Annotated in this window: 20 protein-coding genes; 10 read left to right on the top strand and 10 right to left on the bottom strand. The window is 70.3% G+C overall.

The genetic code is table 11. From position 1 onward, the window contains the following. Positions 1–57 precede the first annotated feature (57 nt). From ACQ860_RS13205 to ACQ860_RS13195, 3 genes are all read left to right on the top strand, one after another. Positions 58–1023 carry a Bug family tripartite tricarboxylate transporter substrate binding protein gene (locus ACQ860_RS13205; protein WP_431303814.1) on the top strand — a complete coding sequence of 322 codons (966 nt, stop codon included), beginning with the start codon at positions 58–60 and terminating at the stop codon, positions 1021–1023. 43 nt (positions 1024–1066) lie between these two features. Continuing rightward, on the top strand, positions 1067–1708 hold the full coding sequence (locus ACQ860_RS13200; protein WP_431303813.1) for a TetR family transcriptional regulator: 642 nt from the start codon (positions 1067–1069) through the stop codon (positions 1706–1708). 101 nt (positions 1709–1809) lie between these two features. Continuing rightward, positions 1810–2229 carry a phasin family protein gene (locus tag ACQ860_RS13195; RefSeq protein WP_431303812.1) on the top strand — a complete coding sequence of 140 codons (420 nt, stop codon included), beginning with the start codon at positions 1810–1812 and terminating at the stop codon, positions 2227–2229. Positions 2230–2247: 18 nt separating this feature from the next. Here the strand turns inward: ACQ860_RS13195 and ACQ860_RS13190 are convergent, their stop codons facing one another. Genes ACQ860_RS13190 through ACQ860_RS13170 form a run of 5 tightly spaced genes read right to left on the bottom strand, consistent with a single transcriptional unit; the run spans position 2248 to position 6638 of the window. Next, positions 2248–3414 carry a M20 aminoacylase family protein gene (locus ACQ860_RS13190; protein ID WP_431303811.1) on the bottom strand — a complete coding sequence of 389 codons (1167 nt, stop codon included), beginning with the start codon at positions 3412–3414 and terminating at the stop codon, positions 2248–2250. Between the two features lie 7 nt (positions 3415–3421). Continuing rightward, positions 3422–3625, bottom strand: coding sequence for a DUF2783 domain-containing protein (locus tag ACQ860_RS13185; protein WP_431303810.1), 204 nt, complete (start codon positions 3623–3625; stop codon positions 3422–3424). Then, positions 3622–5232 carry an FAD-dependent oxidoreductase gene (locus ACQ860_RS13180; protein ID WP_431303809.1) on the bottom strand — a complete coding sequence of 537 codons (1611 nt, stop codon included), beginning with the start codon at positions 5230–5232 and terminating at the stop codon, positions 3622–3624. The genes ACQ860_RS13185 and ACQ860_RS13180 overlap by 4 nt, the downstream gene beginning before the upstream one ends. A 15-nt stretch (positions 5233–5247) precedes the next feature. Further along, positions 5248–6222 carry an MBL fold metallo-hydrolase gene (locus ACQ860_RS13175; protein ID WP_431303808.1) on the bottom strand — a complete coding sequence of 325 codons (975 nt, stop codon included), beginning with the start codon at positions 6220–6222 and terminating at the stop codon, positions 5248–5250. A 59-nt stretch (positions 6223–6281) separates the two neighbouring features. Further along, positions 6282–6638 (bottom strand): hypothetical protein, encoded by a 357-nt coding sequence (locus ACQ860_RS13170; protein ID WP_431303807.1) that lies wholly within the window; start codon positions 6636–6638, stop codon positions 6282–6284. Positions 6639–6690: 52 nt separating this feature from the next. Here ACQ860_RS13170 and ACQ860_RS13165 point away from each other — a divergent pair, with 52 nt between their 5' ends. From ACQ860_RS13165 to ACQ860_RS13145, 5 genes are all read left to right on the top strand, one after another. Further along, on the top strand, positions 6691–7629 hold the full coding sequence (locus tag ACQ860_RS13165) for an ArsR/SmtB family transcription factor (RefSeq protein WP_431303806.1): 939 nt from the start codon (positions 6691–6693) through the stop codon (positions 7627–7629). A 17-nt stretch (positions 7630–7646) separates the two neighbouring features. Continuing rightward, positions 7647–11144, top strand: a complete 3498-nt coding sequence (gene metH / locus ACQ860_RS13160) for a methionine synthase (RefSeq protein ID WP_431303805.1) — start codon at positions 7647–7649, stop codon at positions 11142–11144. A gap of 2 nt (positions 11145–11146) precedes the next feature. Then, the gene (locus ACQ860_RS13155; protein WP_431303804.1) at positions 11147–12076 is read left to right on the top strand and encodes a hypothetical protein; all 930 of its coding nucleotides are present in this window, start codon (positions 11147–11149) and stop codon (positions 12074–12076) included. A 101-nt stretch (positions 12077–12177) separates the two neighbouring features. After that, complete coding sequence (locus ACQ860_RS13150) at positions 12178–13065, top strand: cation diffusion facilitator family transporter (protein ID WP_431303803.1); 888 nt, start codon at positions 12178–12180, stop codon at positions 13063–13065. 688 nt (positions 13066–13753) lie between these two features. Beyond that, positions 13754–14053 (top strand): energy transducer TonB, encoded by a 300-nt coding sequence (locus ACQ860_RS13145; RefSeq protein WP_431303802.1) that lies wholly within the window; start codon positions 13754–13756, stop codon positions 14051–14053. A gap of 39 nt (positions 14054–14092) precedes the next feature. Here ACQ860_RS13145 and cobO read toward each other — a convergent pair whose 3' ends face one another. From cobO to cobT, 4 genes are read right to left on the bottom strand one after another with little or no spacing between them, the layout of a single operon-like run. Further along, positions 14093–14695 (bottom strand): cob(I)yrinic acid a,c-diamide adenosyltransferase, encoded by a 603-nt coding sequence (cobO, locus tag ACQ860_RS13140; protein WP_431303801.1) that lies wholly within the window; start codon positions 14693–14695, stop codon positions 14093–14095. 1 nt (position 14696) lies between these two features. Further along, positions 14697–15227, bottom strand: coding sequence for an alpha-ribazole phosphatase family protein (gene cobC, locus ACQ860_RS13135; RefSeq protein ID WP_431303800.1), 531 nt, complete (start codon positions 15225–15227; stop codon positions 14697–14699). Next, positions 15218–15976, bottom strand: coding sequence for an adenosylcobinamide-GDP ribazoletransferase (locus ACQ860_RS13130; protein ID WP_431303799.1), 759 nt, complete (start codon positions 15974–15976; stop codon positions 15218–15220). The genes cobC and ACQ860_RS13130 overlap by 10 nt, the downstream gene beginning before the upstream one ends. After that, positions 15973–16983, bottom strand: a complete 1011-nt coding sequence (cobT, locus tag ACQ860_RS13125) for a nicotinate-nucleotide--dimethylbenzimidazole phosphoribosyltransferase (protein WP_431303798.1) — start codon at positions 16981–16983, stop codon at positions 15973–15975. Before cobT ends, ACQ860_RS13130 begins: the two co-directional genes overlap by 4 nt. A 56-nt stretch (positions 16984–17039) precedes the next feature. Between cobT and ACQ860_RS13120 the strand changes: the two genes are divergently transcribed. Both ACQ860_RS13120 and ACQ860_RS13115 read left to right on the top strand, forming a co-directional pair. Beyond that, positions 17040–18062: a zinc-binding dehydrogenase gene (locus ACQ860_RS13120; RefSeq protein WP_431303797.1), complete on the top strand. Its 1023-nt coding sequence runs from the start codon at positions 17040–17042 to the stop codon at positions 18060–18062. Continuing rightward, positions 18059–18943, top strand: coding sequence for a lipid A biosynthesis lauroyl acyltransferase (locus tag ACQ860_RS13115; RefSeq protein ID WP_431303796.1), 885 nt, complete (start codon positions 18059–18061; stop codon positions 18941–18943). The genes ACQ860_RS13120 and ACQ860_RS13115 overlap by 4 nt, the downstream gene beginning before the upstream one ends. A 57-nt stretch (positions 18944–19000) precedes the next feature. Here the strand turns inward: ACQ860_RS13115 and ACQ860_RS13110 are convergent, their stop codons facing one another. Further along, positions 19001–20590: a phosphoenolpyruvate carboxykinase gene (locus ACQ860_RS13110; RefSeq protein ID WP_431303795.1), complete on the bottom strand. Its 1590-nt coding sequence runs from the start codon at positions 20588–20590 to the stop codon at positions 19001–19003. Positions 20591–20707: the final 117 nt, after the last annotated feature.

Here is a 20707-nt window from a genome sequence, read left to right as displayed (position 1 = left end):
CCGCGCTTGCATGCCCGGCTGATCCCGGTGACGCTTGCGGGGCACAGGAGGCCCCCCATGCAACCACTCTCCCGCCGCGCCGCGCTGATCGGCGCGGGGGTGCTCGCCACGCCCGCGCTGGCCCAGGCGCCCTGGCCCGACCGCCCCATCCGCTGGATCGTCAACTTCCCGCCCGGTGGTGCGGCCGATACGCTCTCGCGCATCATCGCCCCCGTGGTCAGCGCGCGGCTTGGCCAGCCGGTGGTGGTGGAAAACCGGCCGGGCGCGGGTGGCGCCCTGGGCGCGGACATCGTGGCGAAGGCGCCGGGCGACCGCTTCCTGGTGATGATCTCCTCGGCCGCCTCGCATGGCATCGGACCGGTGCTCTATCGCAACCCGCCCTATGACGCGCTGCGTGATTTCTCCAACATCCGGCTGATCGGCACCTTCCCCTCCGTGCTCGCGGTGAATCTCGATTTTCCCGCGCGCAACCTGGCCGAATTCCTGGCGGTGGCGCGGCAGCGGCCGGTCTCTTACGGCTCGGGCGGGAACGGCACGCTGAACCACCTGATCGGGCAATTGCTGGCGCGGGCGGCGGGCGTGGACCTCACCCATGTGCCCTATCGCGGCTCGGCCCCCGCGCTGACGGATACGATCAGCGGGCAGATCCCCGCCATCATGGAGAGCCTGCCCATCGCGCTGCCGCATCTGCGCGGCGGGCGGCTGCGCGCGCTGGCCACCAGCGAGCAGACGCGCCCCGCCTCCCTGCCCGATGTGCCGACCTTCGCCGAGCAGGGCTTCCCCCAGGTGGTGGCCAGCAACTGGTTCGGCTTCTCGGCGCCGGCCGGCCTGCCGCCCGAGATCATCGCCCGCTGGGATGCCGAGATCGCCCATGCCCTGGCGGACCCGGCGGTGGTGGAGCGCTTCACCCCCATCGGCGTGCGGCCGGGCGCGGAGGGGCCGGCCGGCTACACCGCCCTGGTCCGGGCCGAGCTGGAGCGCTGGCGGGCGGTGATCGCGGCCGGGAACATCACGGCCGATTGAGGGGCGGCTTGCGCCCGGGCGCCTGCGGGCCAATCTTGCGGGCATGAGCACATCCGTTCCCGACCATGCAGCGATCCTCGGCGCCTTCTGGCGCGTCCTGGCCGGCAGTGGCTGGCATGGGCTGACGCTGCGCGCCGTGGCCGCCGAGGCTGGCCTCTCGCTGGCCGAACTGCGCCGCCACTTCGCGACACCGCTGCACATCCTGGCCGCGCACCAGCGGGCCGTGGATGCGGCGGTGCTGGAGGGCACGGTGGATGACCTCGGCAGCACGCCGCGCGATCGCCTCTTCGACGTTCTGATGCGCCGCCTGGACTCGCTGCAGCCCGACCGCGCCGGCGTGGTGCGGCTGCTGCGCGACCTGCCGCGCGCGCCGCTGCTGGCGCTGTGGTTCGCGCCGCGCAACGCATCCTCCATGGCCTGGATGCTGGAGGCCGCCGGGCTGGATGCGGCCGGCCCGAAGGGCGTTCTGCGCGTCCAGGGGCTGATCGGCGTCTGGCTCGCCGCCCTGCGCGCCTGGGAAAAGGACGAGAGCGAGGACCTCTCCGCCACCATGGCGGCCCTCGACCGCGCGCTGGACCAGGCGGACCGCGCGGCGCGCTGGTTCGGCATGGCGCCCAGGGAGGATCAGGCCGAACCCGAGCCCGAGGTTGAAGCCGCCCCCGAATCTCCCGACGAAGTCATTTGACCGCGTCGCCTTCGGGCGGTTACGACTCGGAAAGGCGGTTCCCGGCCGGAACAATGGATCGCTGGGGTCCATTGGGTGGCGGGGGCGCGGAGACTCACGCCATGACGAACAGCTTCAACCCCGAAGAGATGATGCGCGCCTTCACCTCGATGAAGATGCCGGGCCTGCCCGATTTCCAGGCCTTCGCCGACGCGCAGAAGCGCAACCTCGAGGCGCTGACCACCGCGAACAAGCTCGCCATGGAAGGTGCGCAGGCCGTGGGCCGCCGCAACATGGAGATCATCCAGCAGGTGATGGCCGAGATGACGCAGGCCATGCAGAGCCTGAGCGCCGCCGATGGCTCGCCCAACGCCAAGGCCGCGCACCAGGCCGAGATGATGAAGGCCGCCTATGAGCGCGCGGTGGCGAACATGCAGGAGATCGCCGAGCTCATCCAGAAGTCCAATGGCGAGGCTGTCGGCGTGCTGAACCGCCGCTTCGCCGAGGCGCTGGAGGAAGTGAAGAGCCTGGTGAAGGCCTGACCTGCCGCCGGGGCGGGTCTATTCGACCCGCTTCAGCTTCGCCTCGACGACGGCCGCCAGCACGCCCGCGCCATGCGGGATGGCGGCGTCGTTGAAGTCGAAGCGCGGATTGTGCACCTCGGCGCTGTCGCCATTGCCGGTGACGATGTAGGCGCCGGGGCATTTCTCCAGCATGTAGGCGAAATCCTCGCCGCCCATCACGGCGGGGAATTCGCGCTTCACATGGCCCTCGCCCACCAGGGATGCGGCGGCGTCGCCGAGCGCCACGGCCTCCATCGCGTCATTCACCAGGGGCGTCGTGATCACGCGGAAATCCAGCACCGCCGAACCGCCAAGGCCGGCCGCGACCCCTTCGCTGATCGCGCGCATGCGGTCCTCGACCAGCTTCATGATCTCGTTGCTGAAGGCGCGCACCGTGCCGCCGAGGCGCACCTCGTTCGGGATCACGTTGTAGGCATTGCCGGCATCGAAGCGCGTGATGCTGAGCACGGCGCGCTCGGCCGCCGGCACGTTGCGCGCGACGACGGATTGCAGCGCCTGGACGATGGCCGCGCCCATCACCACCGGATCATGCGTCGTCTCGGGCCGCGCGCCATGGCCGCCCTTGCCGGTGACGTGGATGTCGTAGAAGGCCACCCCCGCCATCATCGGCCCGGGGCGCAGGCCGTATTGGCCGACCGGCATGCCGGGGCGGTTGTGCAGGCCGAAGACGGCGTCGCAGGGGAAGCGCTCGAAGAGGCCATCCTCCAGCATCGCGAGCGCGCCGCCCGCGCCCTCCTCGCCCGGCTGGAAGATCAGATGGACCGTGCCGTCGAAGCGCTTGGTGGTCTGCAGATACTTGGCGGCGGCGAGCAGCATGGTCGTGTGCCCGTCATGCCCGCAGGCGTGCATCTTGCCCGGGATGGTGCTGGCGTGGCCGAAATCATTCGCCTCGCTCATCGCCAGCGCGTCCATGTCGGCGCGCAGGCCGATCCGTCCCTGGCCGTTGCCGTTGCGGATCACGCCCACCACGCCGGTGGCGCCCACGCCGCGATGCACCTCGATGCCGAGCTCCTCCAGCTTGCGGGCGACGAGATCGGCGGTGCGATGCTCTTCCAGCCCCAGCTCGGGATGCGCGTGGATGTCGCGGCGGATGGCGGTGAATTCATCCTGCCACTGGGCGATGGTCTCGGTGGGATTGCTCATGCCCGCATTATTCCTCCGGCTTGGCGCCTTGGGCAATCGCCAGCGCCTGGCGCAGCACCGTCATGTCGCCGATGTGATTGGCCAGCAGCAGGATGAGCTTGGCATCCAACTTGCGCGAGGCCGTCTCATCCAGCGCGCGATGTGCCTCCATCAGCGCGGCGTAGAATTCGTCGGGCTCCGCGAGGCGCGGTTCGGTGCGAAGGCGGGTCATGGTGCGAGGGTCCCTCGTCCAAGAGCTTTACCGCGCGCGGCGAGGATCGGATCGGGCGCGGCGGTGGTGAACCGCGCGGCGACATGCTGGTCGGGGCGCAGCAGCACGCATTCGCCGGGCGAGAGGCCATAGCGCGCGGCGACGAGGCCCGAATGGTCGAGCAGCGCGCCGGGGCGCGGCGTGTCCGTCAGCACCAGCGTGGTGATGCCGGGCAGCGGCACCGGCGTCACCTCGCGCGCCAGCAGCGTGAAGCCGCCATCGGCGCCGATGTGACGCAGCAGCCAGTCGCGCGCATCGCCGCGCAGCACCGGCGCATCGGGGGCCGGCGTGCCGGGTGGCGCCAGGCCCGGGGCTTCGTCCGGGCCGTTCAGCGGACTGTTCCAAAGCGTCGAGGGGCGCGAAAGACGGCCCGAATTCACCAGCGGCCGCGCCAGCGGCCAATCCTCCGCCAGCTCCAGCACCGCGTCGCGGAAGGCGCGGGCGGCGGCGTTCTTCGGCGTGATGAAATCCGTGCTGCGCGTGGAGTTCAGGATATTCTCATCCGCCGCGGGAATGCGCTCGGCGTCGTAGCTGTCCAGCAGCGCGTCGCCCGCCTCGCCGCGCAGCACGGCGGCGAGCTTCCAGCAGAGGTTGTCGGCATCCTGCACGCCGCCATTGCCGCCGCGCGCGCCGAAGGGGCTCACCTGATGCGCGGCGTCGCCCAGGAAGAAGATGCGGCCATGGCGGAAGCGCTCCATCCGGCGGCAGCGGAAGGTGTAGACGCTGACCCATTCAAGGTCGAAGGGCACGTCCGGCCCCAGCATCGCCTTGACCCGTTCGCGCACGCGCCCCGGGTCCTTCTCGCGCTCCGGATCGGCGTCCCAGCCCAGCTGGAAGTCGATGCGCCACACGTCGTCCGGCTGCTTGTGCAGCAGCACGGACTGCCCGGGATGGAAGGGCGGGTCGAACCAGAACCAGCGCTCGGTCGGGAAGGGGGCGGTCATCACCACATCGGCGATGAGGAAGCGGTCGCGGAACACCTGCCCGGTAAAGGCGAGGCCGAGCGTCTCGCGGATGAAGCTGCGCGCGCCATCTGCCGCCAGCAGCCAGTCGGCGTGCAGCGTGTAGGAACCGGCGGGCGTCTCGACGGTGAGGCGCGCGCCCTCGGGAAAATTCTCGACGCTCGTGACGCGGGATTTCCATCGGAGATCCACGAGGCCCGTCGCCTCGCAGGCCTCCACCAGCCATTGCTCGGCGTAATACTGCTGCAGGTTCACGAAAGCCGGGAATTCGTGGCCATCCTCCGGCAGCAGGTTGAAGCTGTACGCCTCGCGCGACTGGAAGAAGACGCGGCCCTGATTCCAGGTGATGCCCTTCTCCAGGAATTTGTGGCCGAGGCCGAGCCGGGCGAAGATTTCAAGCGTGCGCTTGGCGAAGCAGATGGCGCGGCTGCCGAAGCTCACCGTGTCATCCTCATCCAGCACCACCACGCGCTGCCCGCGCCGCGCGAGATCGAGCGCCGCCGTCAGCCCGACGAGGCCGGCGCCCGCGATGACCAGCGGCGCGCTCTCCTCACCGCCCGGATGCGGGCGGAAGGCGTAGTGCGGCTGGGTGTACGTCCCCGGCACCTCAATCACTCCAGGTCAGTGCGCTTCGGCGGGCTTCATGGGCGTCGCACCCTCGACGGCGCGCCACATCTCGAGGTCGCGCTCGGCGGTCCAGATGCGCGGATGGGTGATGCCGCTCGCCTCGTCGAACGCGCGGCTGACATTGAAGGGCATGCAGTGCTCGAAGATCACCCAATGCCCGTATTTCGGCCGCATCGCGTCCATCGCCTCGGCATAGAGCTGCGTCAGGTTCCAGCCCTTGGCCACGGCGCGCTGCGCGAGGCCGAAGAGGTCGCTCGTGAAGCTTTCCGTCTCGTGCAGGGCCTGGGCGACATCCGCCTTGGTCAGCAGCGCGGCACCCCGGCCGGGGACCAGCTTTTCCGGCCCCAATTCCCGGATGGCGGCGATGGTGGCGGGCCAATCGGCGAAATGCGCGTCGCCGCAATAAGGTGTTGCGCCGAATTCCACCGTGTCGCCGGCGAAGAGCACGCGCTCCTTGGGCATCCAGACCACCGTGTCGCCCGCTGTGTGGCTGCGGCCGATATGGATGATCCGCGCCTCGCGCTCGCCGAGCCAGAGCGACATCTTCTGGTGGAAGCTCTGCGTGGGCCAGGTGAGGCCCGGGATGCTCTCCCGCCCGCGGAACAGGCGCGGGAAGCGGCCGATCTCGCTGTCCATGTCCTGTGCGCCGCGCTCGACGATGAGGTCGCGCGTCGCGTCCGAGCAGATGATGGAATGCGCCGGATAGCCGGAGGCGCCGAGCACGCGCACCGCGTGGTAATGCGAGAGCACCACCTGCTTCACCGGCAGGGGCGTCACGTTGGCGATGCGCGCCTGCACATCGGCGGCCATGATCGGTGTGGCCTGGGCGTCCACCACCACCACGCCCTCCGGCCCGACGATCACGCCGGAATTCGGGTCGCCCTCGGCGGTATAGGCATAGAGCCCGGGGCCGAGCTCGTCGAAGGAGACGTGCTTGTCGGCGAGGTCCTGCGTGGAAGCGAAGCTCATGGAGTGGCGGCCCTTTTCGCTTTGGCGTTGGGCTACCTTATACCCCCAATCCGGCCCCGTCAGGCTAGGCGGAACCGCGCCGCCGCCAGGGCGTCCTCGGCCAGGGCGACGCGCACCGCCTCGCCCGCGCCCTCCTCGTCCAGCACCAGGACGCGGTCGAACCAGCGGGCCTGGCCGCGCACGCGGGCCTGGAAGAGGCGGTCCAGCGCCTGGGCGGCCGGGCTGCGGCCCTGGCAGCAGGCGCAGGCCACGGCGTGGGCCGTGACGCCCGCCTCGAAGGCGACGGAGCAGGCCGCGCCCTCGGGCAGCGGGCCGGGCGGGGCCAGGGTGACGACCGCCGCCGGCTTGCCGGCCGCCAGCGCCGCCGCCAGCGCGCCGGGCTCCGGAAGGATCGAGACAGGGATGCGGGCGTCCAAAGACCAAGCCATAGGGTAGACATAAGGATATCTTTATGCCATTTGCAAGCCCATGGACGCCCTCCTCTCCCAGCTGCGCGCGACGGCCGAGCCCACACGGCTCCGGCTGCTGGCACTCTGCGCCCGTGGCGCCTTCTGCGTGACGGAGCTTTGCGCCGTGCTGGGCCAGTCCCAGCCGCGCCTCTCCCGCCACCTCAAGCTGCTGACCGAAGCCGGGCTGCTGGAGCGCCTGCCCGAGGGCTCCAACGTCTATTTCCAGGTGCCCGCGCAGGCCGAGCTGGTGCGCGTCATCCTCGCCCGCCTGCCGGAGGAGGAGCCGGTGCTCCAGGCCGATCGCCGCCAGGCCGCGCGCATCGCCGCCGACCGCGCCCGCGCCGCCTCCGACGCCTTCCAGCGCGAGGGGATGGACTGGGACGAGCTGCGCGCGCTCGACCTCGACGCCGCCGCGATCGAGGCCGCGCTGCTGGCGGCGCTGCCCGAGCGGATCGAGGCGCTGCTCGACATCGGCACCGGCACCGGCCGCCTGCTGGAGGTGCTGGCCCCCCGCACCCGCCGTGCGCTGGGCGTGGACGCCAGCCGCGAGATGCTGGCCCTGGCCCGCGCCCGCCTCTCCGAGCGCGGCCTCGCGGAATCCTGCACGGTCCGCCAGGCCGACATGTACCGCCTGCCGCTGGCCGACCGCAGCTTCGACGCCGTGACGCTCCAGATGGTGCTGCACTACGCCGAGGACCCCGCCGCCGCGCTCACCGAGGCGGCGCGCGTGCTGCGGCCCGGCGGCGTGCTGCTGCTGGCCGATCTCGCCCCGCACGGCGCGGCGGAGGTGCTCACCCGCTTCGCCCATCGCTGGCCCGGCTTCGATGATTCCGAACTCGCCGGCTGGCTCGGCCAGGCCGGTTGCGTGCTGGCCGCCCGGGCCGACATTCCCGGCCGCCTTCCCGTTCGCGTCTGGCGCGCCGAAAAGCTGCCCGCCGACGCCCTCACCCACGCCTGACCTGAAGAGTATCTCCCATGGCCTCTCGCCCGCACCTCCTCGATGCCCTGCGCGACCGCGTCCTGCTCTGCGACGGCGGCATGGGCAGCCGCGTCCAGGCGCTGACGCTCGATATCGTCAAGGATTTCTGGGACAAGGAGAACTGCACCGAGGTGCTCTCCCTCTCCCGCCCTGAGCTGATCCGCGAGATTCACCGCGGCTATTTCGAGGCCGGTGCCGACATGGTGCTGACCAACACCTTCGGCGGCAGCCCCATCACGCTGGAGGAATTCGAGCTCGGCTCGCGCGCCTTCGAGATCAACAAGCTCGGCGTCGAGCTGGCGCGCGAGGCGGCGGAGAGCTTCGCCGATGGCCGCCACCGCTGGGTGGTGGGCGATATCGGCCCGGGCACCAAGCTGCCGAGCCTCGGCCATGTCACCTATGACGCGCTGGAGACGGCGCTGACCGAACAGTGCCTCGGCCTCATCGCCGGCGGCTGCGACGCCATCCTCACCGAGACGAACCAGGACACGCTCTACATCAAGGCGGCCGTCAACGCGGCCAAGATCGCCAAGGCCAAGACCAAGAGCGACATCCCCATCTTCGTGCAGGTGACGGTGGAAACCACGGGCACCCTTCTGGTCGGCCCCGACATCGCCGCCGCCGCGGCCGTGGTGCATTCGCTGGACGTGCCGCTGCTGGGCCTGAACTGCGCCAGTGGCCCGCAGGAGATGGCGGAGCATCTGCGCTGGCTCAGCCAGAACTGGCCCGGCCTGCTCAGCGTGCAGCCCAATGCCGGCCTGCCCGAGCTGGTGGACGGCAAGACGCATTACCCGCTGGGCGCCGAAGAGATGGCCGTCTGGATGGAGCGCTTCGTCGTCGAGGACGGCTTCAACCTGATCGGCGGCTGCTGCGGCACCTCCACGCCGCATATCGCGGCGCAGGACGCGATGCTGCGCCGCCTGGGCGGCGACAAGCACCGCCCCACGCCGGTGCCTCGCCGCTATCACTGGGTGCCCTCCGTCGCCTCGCTCTACTCGGCGGTGGCGCTGCGGCAGGAGAATTCCTATTTCTCGATCGGCGAGCGCTGCAACGCCAATGGCTCCAAGGCCTGGCGCACCGCGCAGGAAGCCAATGACTGGGACAGCTGCCTCGCCATCGGGCGTGAGCAGGTGGCGGAAGGCTCCAACAGCCTCGACGTCTGCACCGCCTTCGTCGGCCGCGACGAGATGCGCGAAATGAGCGAGGTGATCACGCGCTTCACCGCCAGCGTGAACAGCCCGCTCGTCATCGACAGCACCGAGACCAACGTCATCGAGGCCTCGCTGAAGCTGCATGGCGGCAAGGCCATCATCAACTCGATCAATTTCGAGGAAGGCGAGGGCGCGGCGCATGACCGCATGAAGCTCGCCAAGAAGTTCGGCGCCGCCGTCATCGCGCTCACCATTGATGAAGTCGGCATGGCCAAGACCGCCGAGGACAAGCTGCGCATCGCCGAGCGGCTGGTGGATTTCGCCTGCAACAAATACGGTCTGCCGCAGTCGGACCTGATGATCGACCCGCTGACCTTCACCATCGCGACGGGTAACGAGGACGACCGCAAGCTCGGCCAGTGGACGCTGGAGGGCATCCGCATGATCCGGGACAAGTTCCCGGACATCCAGATCATCCTCGGCCTTTCCAACATCTCCTTCGGCCTGAACCCGGCCGCGCGTCATGTGCTGAACAGCGTCTTCCTGGACCACGCGGTGAAGGCGGGGATGACGGGCGCCATCGTCCACGTTTCCAAGATCAAGCCGCTGCACAAGATCCCGGCCGAGGAGGTGAAGGTCATGGAGGACCTCATCTACGACCGCCGAGAGGAAGGCTACGACCCGCTGCAGAAGGTGCTGGAGATGTTCTCCGGCCGGAAGGCCGCCGACAACGTCGCCAAGGTGAAGGCGGCGACGGTGCAGGGCCGCCTCAAGGACCGCATCGTGGATGGCGACCGCAAGGGCCTCGACGATGAGCTCGCCGCCGCGATGGCCGAGGGCATGAAGCCGCTCGACATCATCAACGACGTGCTGCTAGACGGCATGAAGGTGGTGGGTGACCTCTTCGGTGCGGGCAAGATGCAGCTGCCCTTCGTGCTGCAATCCGCCGAGACGATGAAGGCGGCCGTGGCCTATCTCGAGCCCTTCATGGAACGCGTGGAAGGCCAGGAGAAGGGCACCATCGTGCTCGGCACCGTGCGCGGCGACGTGCACGACATCGGCAAGAACCTGGTGGACATCATCCTCACCAACAACGGCTACAAGGTGGTGAATCTCGGCATCAAGGTGCCGCTGAACGACATCGTGGCCGCGGCCCGCGAGCACAAGGCCAATGCCATCGGCATGTCCGGCCTGCTGGTGAAATCCACCGTCGTGATGCGCGAGAACCTGGAGGAGATGTCCCGCCAGGGCATCGACATCCCCGTGCTGCTCGGCGGCGCGGCGCTGACCCGCAATTACGTCGAGGAGGACTGCGTCCAGGCCTATGCCTGCGGCAAGGTGGTCTATGCGCGCGACGCCTTCGATGGCCTGCACCTGATGGACAAGGTGATGGGCAATGACTTCGAGGGCTATCTCGGCGCCATCCAGGCCAAGCGCGCCGGCAAGACCCGCAACGAGAAGCGCACGCTCGGCACCGCCGATCCGCGCGGCTTCGCGCCGGTGGACGTGGCCTATGCCCAGAAGCGCCGCCGGCGCGAGACGGCGAACCTGCCCACGCCCGTGCCGCCCTTCTGGGGGGCGAAGATCATCGAGACCGATCCCAAGGCGCTGGTCCCCTTCATCAATGAGCGCAGCCTCTACCAGTTCCAATGGGGCTTCCGGAAAGCCGGCCGCAGCCTGGAGGATTTCCTGGGCTGGGCGAAGCAGGAGCTGCGCCCCGTGCTGAAGCGCATGCTGGCGCTGACGCAGGAGCAGAACATCCTCAAGCCGCAGGCCATCTACGGCTACTGGAAATGCGCGGGCCAGGGGAATGACCTGATCCTCTTCGCCGAGGACGGCACGACCGAGGTCGCGCGCTTCAACATGCCGCGCCAGCCGAAGGAGGATGGCGACTGCATCGCCGATTTCGTGCGCGACGTGGATGATGCCGAGCGGGACGTGATCGGCCTGCAGGTCGTCACCGTGGGCCAGAAGGCTTCCGACATGGCGCGCGAGTGGTTCGAGGAGAACCGCTACCAGGACTACCTCTACCTGCACGGCCTCTCGGTCGAGATGGCGGAGGCGCTGGCGGAAGTCACCCACAAGCGCATCCGCGCCGAGCTCGGCTTCGCCGGCGAGGATGACCGCGACATCGAGAAGATGCTGAGCCAGGGCTATCGCGGCGGCCGCTACAGCTTCGGCTACCCGGCCTGCCCGAAGCTGGAGGACCAGGCGCCGCTGCTGGAGCTGCTGGATGCGAAGCGCATCGGCGTGGACATCAGCGACGAATGGCAGCTGCACCCGGAGCAGAGCACCAGCGCCATCGTGCTGCACCACCCGCGCGCCAAGTACTTCACGGTCTGAGCGTGCGACCCGCACTCGTCCTCGCCTCGGCCCTGCTGCTCGCGGGCTGCGGCCTGGGCGAGCGCCGCGTCACGGACATTGGCGACACCTTCTGCGCCAACCGGCTGCGCACCGCGGTGGCCCATCTGCCGCCGCCCGCGCCGGGCCAGGTGGAGCGCCTGTTGGCCGGCGGGTTCAGCGCGGACGCGATCGAGACGGCCGAGGCGATCGGCGTGCTGGACCGCATGCAGGCGCTGATCGAGACGGAGCGCCGGCCCGGCAATGGCGTGCCCGTCATCCTGGCCCGCCAGGCGGTGACGGACCGTGTTGTGCTGGCGCTGCTCGATGTGCAGGCGACACTCGCCACCATTGATTGCGAGGGTGAGCGCGCGGACCAGCTCCGCGGCCAGCTCGCGCGCAACGAGGCGCGGCGGGCGCGCAACCTGGGCCTCGCCGGCATCCTGATCGGCGCCAGCACGGCGGCGTTGACGGGCGGGCTCTCGCTGGCGGGTTCCACCGCCGCGGGTGACACCATCGGCATCGTCGGCGGCTCGACCGAGGCGGCGGTGGCCAGCCTGCTGCTCTTCGGCGGCGGCGACGGGCTGCTGCGCACCCGCGCCAACCTGCTGGCCGAGATCCATCGCCAGCCCGATCAGTCCACCCTCTTCCCGCCCACGGTCTGGCGCTACCTCACGCGGCGCGATGCCGCGGGCGAGCCCAGCATCGCCGAGGAGATCGTCACCGAATGGCGCGCCGCCGGCCTGCTGGAGGGCACGGGCGAGGATGACCCGCTCTTCCAGCCCGAGGCGCGCCTCACCATCGATCAGCTGGAGCGGCGCGATGCCATGCTGGACCTCACCGAGGCGCGGATCGCGCTGATGAGCCGCGACCTTCGGCAATTGCTGGAGGAGGTGACCAGCCGCCCCATCCCGGCCCGCGCCCGCCGGCCGTGAGGGGCCAGCTTTCCGGTGGGCTTCCATGCGGGGCAGGATGCTTCGCGGCCTGTCGGGAATGGGGTAGACCACGCCCCTCCGCCGCTGCGATGAGGTAGAGCTTGACCCGCGCCGTTTCCCTCGCGGCCGGCAGTGTTGCCGTGGCCCTCGCCGTGCTGGCGATGAAGCTGGTCGCCTGGTGGCTGACCGGGAGCGTGGCGCTGTTCGCCGATGCGCTGGAAAGCGTGGTGAACGTCGCCGCCGCCGCCGCCGCGCTGGTGGCGGTGCACTATGCCGCCCAGCCGGCGGATGCGAACCATCCCTATGGCCATGACAAGGCCGAATATTTCTCGGCCGTGCTTGAAGGCGCGCTGATCCTCGTCGCCGCCTTCATCATCCTGCACGAGTGCTGGCAGGTGTGGCAGGCGCCGCGCACGCCGGAGCTCAGCCTCATCGCCTTCGCCGTGGCGCTGACGGCGACCGCGGTGAACGCCGCCTGGTGCGCCATGCTGTTCAAGCAGGGCAGGCGCCTGCGCTCCCCGGCGCTGTTGGCCGATGCCCGGCACCTGATGGCCGATGTCGTCACCTCCATCGGTGTGCTGCTGGGCGTCGCGCTGGCGCTGGCCTCCGGCCTGCTCTGGCTCGATCCGCTGCTGGCGGCGCTGACGGCGGTGAACATCCTGTTCAGCGGCGCGCGGCTGGTGCGCGAGAGCGTGGGCGGGCTGATGGACGAGGCGGTCTCGCCCCAGATGCTGGCGCGTATCCGCGCCACCGTCGCGGCCGAGGCCGAGGGCGCGATCGAGGCGCATGACATCCGCTCCCGCCAGGCGGGGCGCTCCACCTTCATCGAGTTCCATCTGGTGGTGCCCGGCGATATGCGCGTGGTGGAGGCGCATGCCATCTGTGACCGCGTGGAGGCGGCGCTGAAGGCCGAGCTCGGCAGCGCCATCATCACCATCCATGTCGAGCCTGACACCAAGGCGAAGCACAGCGGGGTGCTGGTCCTGTGATTGCGGGCCGGCGCTGGGCGCCGCCGGAGCGCGGCGGGAACATCTCCATCGCCGCGCTGCTTTCGCTGCTGCTGCATGGCGCGGCGCTCGCCGGGCTGGTCGGCCTGTTCCACCGCGAACCCAGGACGGAACCGGCGCCCGAGCGCGGCGTGGAGATCGTCTGGGACCAGGAGGCCTCCGAGACGGTGAGCGAGGCCGAGGAGCCCGTCCCGCCCGGCGCGCCGCCCGAGCCCGCGGCGGCACCCGCCGGTGGCCGAGACGCCCCCACCCGCCCCCGCCGCCCCCGCCCGTGGCCCCGCCGCCACCGCAACTGGCGATGGCGCCGCCGCCCCCGCCGCCCCTGCCGCTCAGCCTGCCGCCGCTCGAATTGCCAGCGCCCGATCTCTCGGTCGCGCCACCGCAGGAAGCCGCCGCCCGCGCCTGAACCGCCGCCGGCGGAACCGCCTCCCCCGGCGCCGGAACCGCCACCGCCCGAGCCGCCTCCACCGCCCCCGGAGCCTGAGCCGCCGCGCGCGGAACCGCCCCTGCCGGAGCCGCCGCCGCCGACCCCGGAGCCGCCACCGCCCGAGCCGGCGCGCCAGCCGCCGCGCCCCCGCCCCGCGCCGCCGCCTCGCCCGGCCCAGCGCAACCAGCCGCCCAACGAGGCCGGCCGCGCGGGCGAGGAGCGGCCGCGTCACAGGCGGCGGGTGTGGGCCGCGCCACCGGCGCCGTCGTCCCGCCCGGCCGCGATGATCGCTACAACAATGCCGCGCCCAGCTACCCGGAGGCGGCGCGGCTGCGTGGCGAGCAGGGGACGGTCGGGCTCGAAATCGCGGTGGGCACGGATGGGCGCGTCATCAACGTGACGGTGGCGCGCAGCTCAGGCTCGCCCATGCTGGATGCGGCGGCCCGGCGCGCGGTGCAGGAATGGCGCTTCCGCCCGGCGATGCGTGATGGCGAGCCGGTGCCCGGCACCATCCGCACCTCGGTGCATTTCCGGCTGCAATAGGGCGTGATGCGCTGAACCACGCTCTGAGCAGGCGCGGCGTCAGAAATCGATCCCGCGCTGCGCCTTGATGCCGGCCTGGAAGGGGTGCTTCACCTCGCGCATCTCGGTGACGAGGTCGGCCATCTCCATGATCTCGGGCTTGGCGTTGCGCCCGGTGAGGATGACGCTGGTGCGGTTCGCGCGGCCTTCCAGCGCGGCCAGGACGGCCGGCACCGTGAGGAAGCCGAATTGCAGGGCGATGTTGATCTCATCCAGCACCACCAGGTCATGCGCGCCGGAGGCCAGCATCTCGGCGGCGGCGGCGAGTGCGGCCTCGGCCGTCTTCGTGTCGCGCGCCAGGTTCTGCGTGTCCCAGGTGAAGCCCTCGCCCATGGTGCGCCAGACCACCTGGCCGCCGAGCTTGTCGAAGAACTGCTTCTCGCCGGTCGGCCAGTCGCCCTTGATGAACTGCACCACGCCCACGCTGTGGCCCCAGCCCAGCGCGCGGATGATCACGCCGAAGGCCGAGCTCGACTTGCCCTTGCCGTCGCCAGTGTGGACCAGCACGAGGCCGCGCCCGGGGTCGCGCGCCTCGATGATCTTGCGGCGCTGCTCGGCCTTCAGGGCCTCCATTTCCGCCTTGTGGCTGTCGTCATCCGGCATGCTATTCTCCTCTGGGTGGGCAGATGGTCACGAATTCGCCGAAGGCGAGGGTGGCGGGCCAATCCTCGGCGCGTGGGCCGGTGGCGAGTGCGGCCTTGATCACGCCGCCATGGGTGACCAGCAGGGGGTGGCCCGGGCGGGTGCGGAAATCGGCCAGCGCGGCGCGCACGCGGGCCTGAAGCTGCGCCACGCTCTCGCCGCCATGCGGGCGCGCGTGCAGGAAATCGGCGGCCCATTGATCGAGCTCCGCGCGCGGGATGTCATCCCAGGGCCGGCCCTCCCAGGCGCCGAAATCCATCTCGATGAGGCGTGGGTCCATCTCGACCTGGAGGCGGAGCCGCGCGGCCAGGGCCTCGGCCGTCTCGCGGCAGCGCCGCAGCGGGCTGGTGGCGATGGCGGTGACCGGCGGCAGGCGCGGCAGCAGCGCCTCCAGCGCCGCCTGATGGCCCGGCGCGAGGGCGAGGTCCGTGATGCCGTAGCACAGGCCCTCCGTCACCTCCGGCCGCACATGCCGCAGCAGCGTCAGAGCCACGCGAGCACGCCGAGATAGAAGCCGAGTTCGCTGCCCTGCTGCACCGCGCCCAGGCAATCGCCGGTATAGCCGCCGACCTTGCGCTCATAGACGCGGCGGATGGCGAGATGCCCCAGGGCGAGGCCGACCAGGCTCAGCAGCGCCGCCATCCAGCCGAGGCCGAGCGCGAGGCCCAGCCACAGCACCAGCGCGGTGGCGGCCGCGATCATCAGACTCTCGCGGCTCACCCCGTCCGCCACCGGCTTGGCGGTGCCATGGTCCCGCACATAGCCGCTGGTGGCGATGACCAGCACGGAGGAAAAGCGGCTGAGCCCATGGCCCGTGATGAGCGCGATGATGACGGCGTGCGGCGGCAGGGCGGCCAGCGCCGTGGCCTTGAGCAGCAGAGCGAGCATCAGCGCCGCGCCGCCATAGGTGCCGATGCGGCTGTCCTTCATGATCTCCAGCGCGCGCTCGCGCGTCATGCCGCCGCCGACGCCATCGAACATGTCGGCCAGGCCGTCCTCATGGAAGGCGCCGGTCAGCAGGAGGCTCGCCGCGATGGAGATCACCACCGCCACCAGCGGCGGCCAGGCCAAGAGAGCCAGCGCATAGACCAGCGCCACCAGCGCGCCGATGAAGGCGCCCACCAGCGGGTGATAGCGCGTGGCCGCCGTCAGCCGCGCGGGCGTGAAGCCGGCGCTGGCCGGCACGGACAGCCGTGTGAGGAACTGCACGGCCAGCAGCAGGATCGCCCATTGTTCTCTCATGCCGGCCCGCTCACCGCCGCACTCTCGAAGCTCGCCATCTCGTTCAGCATGGCGGCCGCCGCGCGAAGCAGGGGCCAGGCGAGCAGCGCGCCCGAGCCCTCGCCCAGGCGCAGCCCCAGGTCGAGCAGCGGCTCGGCCTCCAGCGCCGCCAGCAGCGCCGCATGCCCCTGCTCGGCCGACCGGTGCGCGAAGACCAGGTTGGCGCGGATCGCGGGCTCCAGCCCCAGCGCCACCAGCGCGGCGGCGCCGGCGATGAAGCCATCCACCAGCACCATGCGCCGCGCTTCGGCCGCGCCCAGCATCGCGCCCGCCATGGCGGCGATCTCGAAGCCGCCATACTCGACCAGCGCCTCGGCGGGCGCGAGCTTTGGCGCGGTGCGGGCCGCGGCCGCCTCCAGCACGGCCTGCTTGCGCGCGAGCCCGGCCGCATCCACGCCCGTCCCGCGCCCGATGAAGCCCGCGACCGGTCGGCCGGTGATCTTCGCGGTCAGCAGCGCGGCGGCGGAGGTATTGCCGATGCCCATCTCGCCCAGGCAGAGCGCGTCGAAATCGCCCGCGCGCGCCAGTTCGCGGCCCATGTCGAGTGCGGCGTCGCGCTGGCTGGCGGTCATTGCCGGGCCGTGGCGGAAATTGTCCGTGCCGGGCGCGATCCGCCGCGCAATCAGGCGGGGTGCTTCAAGCGGCGCGCCCGCCACGCCGCAATCCACGACGGACACCGGCAATCCCGCCTGCCGCGCGAAGACATTGGCCGCCGCCCCTCCCGCGAGGAAATTCAGCACCATCTGCCGCGTCACCTCGGCCGGATAGGCGGAAACCCCCTCGGCCGCGATGCCGTGATCGGCGGCGAAGAGGATCAGGCGGCAGGCTTGCATGCGGGGTTCCAGGCTCTGCTGGACCCGTGCCACCTGCGCCGCCAGCGCCTCGATCCGGCCCAGCGCGCCCAGCGGCTTGGTCTTGCCGTCAATCTTCGCGCGCAATGCGGCTTCGAAATCCTGCTTGGGCGTCATGCCCGCCGTTATTGTCCAGCTTGGGCGCATCGCCAAACCCTGCTATCCGCCCCGCCATGCGCGCACTCCAGCTCCTTGCCGACCGTGACCTCCGCCTGGTCGAGATCCCGCCCCCGCCCCCGCCCGGCCCGGGCGAGATCCAGCTCGCCATCAAGGCCGTGGCGCTGAACCACATCGATGTCTGGGGCTGGCGCGGCATGGCCTTCGCCAAGCGCGAGCTGCCCATCAGCGTCGGCGCCGAGGGCGTGGGCGAAGTGGTGGCGCTGGGCGAGGGCGTGACCGGCTTCACCCCCGGCCAGCTCGCCGTGCCCTATGGCGGCTTGACCTGCGGCACCTGCAAGGAATGCCTGCGCGGCCGGGACAACCTCTGCGAGAATATCAAGGGCATCCGCGGCTTCCATGTGGATGGCTTCGCGCGCGGGCTGATGAACATCCCCGCGCGGCAATGCGTGGCGGTGCCGGCCGGCGTCGCGGTCGAGGACGCGGCCTGTGCCGGGATCACCTTCTCCACCGTGCAGCACATGCTGTTCGACAACGCGAAGCTGGAGCCCGGCGAGACGGTGCTGATCCATGCGGCCGGCTCAGGCATCGGCACCGTCGCGGTGCGGATGGCCAAGGCCATCGGCTGCACCGTGATCGGCACGGTGGGCGATGAGTTCAAGGCCGCGAAGGCGCGCGCCGAGGGCGTCGACCACGTCGTGAACTACAACACCGACCGCTTCGAGAGCGTGGCCCGCCGCGTCACCGGCAAGCGCGGCGTGGATGTGGTGTTCGAGCATGTCGGGGCCGCCACCTGGGCGGGCTCGCTGCTCTCGATGAAGATGGGCGGGCGGCTCGTCACCTGCGGCAGCACCAGCGGCGTCTCGGCCGAGACCAACCTGATGATGATCTTCCAGCGCCAGCTGAAGATCCAGGGCAGCTTCGGCGCCACTTTGCGCAACATCGCGGAGGGCGTGGAGAAGATGGCCCAGGGCATCCGCCCCGTGCTCGACACCGTGCTGCCGATCGAGCGCTTCGAGGAAGGGCTCGCCCGCCTTGAGGCGCGGAACGTCTACGGGAAGATCGTCATCAAGCTGTGAAGCGGTTGCAGCGCATCGGGGAATGGCTGGTCGCCTGGCTGTCCCGCCGGGTGTTCGGGCTGCTGCGTCTTCTCGGCCCGGATCGGGCGTCGAATCTCGGCGCCTGGATCTCGCCGCGCGTGGGGCGCTTCCTGCCGCATCACCGCCACGCGATGGAGAATCTCCGCCTGGCCTTCCCCGAGAAGACCGAGGCCGAGCGCGAGGAGATCGCGCGCGAATCCTGGGCCAATCTCGGCCGGACCGTCTGCGAGTATCCGCATCTGGACGTGCTCTATGACGGCGACGGCAAGCGCGTCGAATCCGAGCAGGCGACCAAGGACCGCTTCGCCGCCATCCGCGAGGGCGGCCGGCCTGTGCTGATCTTCGGCGCGCATCTGGCCAATTGGGAATTGCCGGCGGTGATCGCCCACGCCTTCGGCCAGCGCGCGGCCCTGCTCTACCGCACGCCGAACAATCCCTACATCGCGGCCGACATCGTGAAGATGCGCGAACCCATCATGGGCGAGCTGATCCCCACGGGAATCTCCGCGCCGATCCGCATGACGCAGGCGGTGGACGAGGGCATCAATCTCGGCATGCTGGTGGACCAGCGCTTCGGGCGCGGGCCGCGCGTGCCCTTCTTCGGGCACCCTGTCGCGGCGAACCCCTTCATCGCGCGGCTGGCGCGCCGCTTCGAGGCGCCGGTGCATGGCATGCGCGCCATCCGCCTGCCGAACAATCGCTTCCGCCTGGACCTGACCGCGCCGCTCGATCTGCCACGCGATGCGTCCGGGAAGATCGATGTCGAAGCCTCGACCGCGATGATCAACCGCGTGATCGAGGAGTGGGTGCGCGAGCATCCGGGCCAGTGGCTCTGGATGCACCGCCGCTGGCGGCCCTGACCCGAAGGCCAGGGCGGTGCTGAGGCGAAACCGCCTCAGCGGATCATGCGGTCGCGATCAGGCCGCCGCCTTGATCGCGACCTTCTTCACGCTCTCATCCACGGCGCCGGCGAAGGTCTCGAAGTTCTGCTCGAACAGGCCGACCAGGTTCTTCGCCGTCGCGTCATAGGCGGCCTTGTCGGCCCAGCTGTCGCGCGGGTTCAGCACATTGGCGGGGATGCCGGGCACGCTCTTCGGGATCATCAGCCCGAAGAACGGGTCCTGCACGAACTCGACCTGCGCGAGCGAGCCGTCCAGCGCCGCGCGCAGCAAAGCGCGGGTGTGCTGGATGCTCATGCGCTGGCCCGTGCCATAGGCGCCGCCGGTCCAGCCGGTGTTCACCAGCCAGCAATCGGCGCCATGCTTCGCGATCAGGTCGCTGAGCATCTTGCCATAGACTTCCGGGTGGCGGGGCAGGAAGGGCGCGCCGAAGCAGGTGCTGAAGGTCGCCTGCGGCTCCTTGCCCATGCCCTTCTCGGTGCCGGCGACGCGCGCCGTGTAGCCCGAGAGGAAGTGGTACATCGCCTGCGCGGGCGAGAGCTTGGAGATGGGCGGCAGCACGCCGAAGGCATCGGCGGTCAGCATCACCACATTCTTCGGCAGCCCCGCCTTGCCCGTGATCGTCACGTTCGGGATGAACTCGACCGGGTAGCAGGAGCGCGTGTTCTCCGTGTAGCGGTTGTCCTCGAGGTCGAGGACGCCGCGCTCATCGGCGACCACGTTCTCCAGCACGGCGCCGAAGCGGTGGGAGGCGTCCCAGATCTGCGGCTCCGCCTCGCGCGAGAGCTTGATGACCTTGGCGTAGCAGCCGCCCTCGAAGTTGAAGACGCCGGCATCGGACCAGCCATGCTCGTCATCGCCGATCAGGCTGCGCTCGGGGTCGCTGCTGAGCGTTGTCTTGCCGGTGCCCGAGAGGCCGAAGAACAGGGCCACATCGCCCGCGCGGCCGACATTGGCGCTGCAATGCATGGGCAGCACGCCCTTGGCGGGCAGCAGCCAGTTCATCACGGTGAAGATGCTCTTCTTGATCTCGCCCGCGTAGCTGGTGCCGGCGATCAGGATGGTCTTCTGCGCGAAGCTGAGTGCGATGCAGGTGTTGCTCCGGCAGCCATCCACCGAGGGGTCGGCCTCGTATTCCGGCGCGTGCAGGATGGTGAAGTCCGGCACGAAGGAAGCGAGGTCCTCCACCGGCGGGCGGATGAACATGTTGCGCGCGAACATCGCATGCCAGGCATTGGTGGTGACGAGGCGCACGCGGATGCGATGCGCCGGGTCCGCGCCCGCGTAGAGGTCCTGCGTGAAGAGGACGGGCCGGGCGCCGAGCCAGCCGCGCACCTTGGCGGCCAGGCCCTGGAACTTCACCGGCTCCATCTTCTTGTTGATCTTGCCCCACCAGATCTCGTTCGTGACCTCGGCATCGTCCACCACGAACTTGTCCTGCACCGAGCGGCCGGTGTGCACGCCGGTCAGCGCGATGAAGGCGCCATCCGCCGAGAGACGGCCCTCGCCGCGCGCCAGGGCGTGCTGCACCAGCAGGGGCGCCGTGAGATTCGCGTGCACCGGATTGCTGGAGGTGACGCCGGTCCCGGCGAGGGCGGATGCGGTCATGCGGAATGTCCCCGTTTTGAGCATTAAGCCGTGACCGTTCCCATGTCCCGGCCGTGTTGGTTCACTCAGGGGCATTTCGATGACAGTCGAGGCGGAATTACGGCCTGGGGGTGGCCC

The sequence above is a fragment of the Sediminicoccus sp. BL-A-41-H5 genome (genome assembly GCF_050632405.1).
In the GTDB taxonomy this organism is placed as follows: Bacteria; Pseudomonadota; Alphaproteobacteria; order Acetobacterales; family Acetobacteraceae; genus Roseococcus.
Note: the sequence above shows the minus strand (reverse complement) of the source record. Positions and strands in the feature narration are given on the sequence as shown.

What these genes read in the sequence shown, in the direction of transcription:
- ACQ860_RS13205 (WP_431303814.1), top strand. Translation starts at nt 58, where the DNA reads ATGCAACCACTCTCCCGCCGCGCCGCGCTGATCGGCGCGGGGGTGCTC.
- ACQ860_RS13200 (WP_431303813.1), top strand. Translation starts at nt 1,067, where the DNA reads ATGAGCACATCCGTTCCCGACCATGCAGCGATCCTCGGCGCCTTCTGG.
- ACQ860_RS13195 (WP_431303812.1), top strand. Translation starts at nt 1,810, where the DNA reads ATGACGAACAGCTTCAACCCCGAAGAGATGATGCGCGCCTTCACCTCG.
- ACQ860_RS13190 (WP_431303811.1), bottom strand. Translation starts at nt 3,414, where the DNA reads ATGAGCAATCCCACCGAGACCATCGCCCAGTGGCAGGATGAATTCACC.
- ACQ860_RS13185 (WP_431303810.1), bottom strand. Translation starts at nt 3,625, where the DNA reads ATGACCCGCCTTCGCACCGAACCGCGCCTCGCGGAGCCCGACGAATTC.
- ACQ860_RS13175 (WP_431303808.1), bottom strand. Translation starts at nt 6,222, where the DNA reads ATGAGCTTCGCTTCCACGCAGGACCTCGCCGACAAGCACGTCTCCTTC.
- ACQ860_RS13165 (WP_431303806.1), top strand. Translation starts at nt 6,691, where the DNA reads ATGGACGCCCTCCTCTCCCAGCTGCGCGCGACGGCCGAGCCCACACGG.
- metH (WP_431303805.1), top strand. Translation starts at nt 7,647, where the DNA reads ATGGCCTCTCGCCCGCACCTCCTCGATGCCCTGCGCGACCGCGTCCTG.
- cobO (WP_431303801.1), bottom strand. Translation starts at nt 14,695, where the DNA reads ATGCCGGATGACGACAGCCACAAGGCGGAAATGGAGGCCCTGAAGGCC.
- ACQ860_RS13130 (WP_431303799.1), bottom strand. Translation starts at nt 15,976, where the DNA reads ATGAGAGAACAATGGGCGATCCTGCTGCTGGCCGTGCAGTTCCTCACA.
- cobT (WP_431303798.1), bottom strand. Translation starts at nt 16,983, where the DNA reads ATGACGCCCAAGCAGGATTTCGAAGCCGCATTGCGCGCGAAGATTGAC.
- ACQ860_RS13120 (WP_431303797.1), top strand. Translation starts at nt 17,040, where the DNA reads ATGCGCGCACTCCAGCTCCTTGCCGACCGTGACCTCCGCCTGGTCGAG.
- ACQ860_RS13110 (WP_431303795.1), bottom strand. Translation starts at nt 20,590, where the DNA reads ATGACCGCATCCGCCCTCGCCGGGACCGGCGTCACCTCCAGCAATCCG.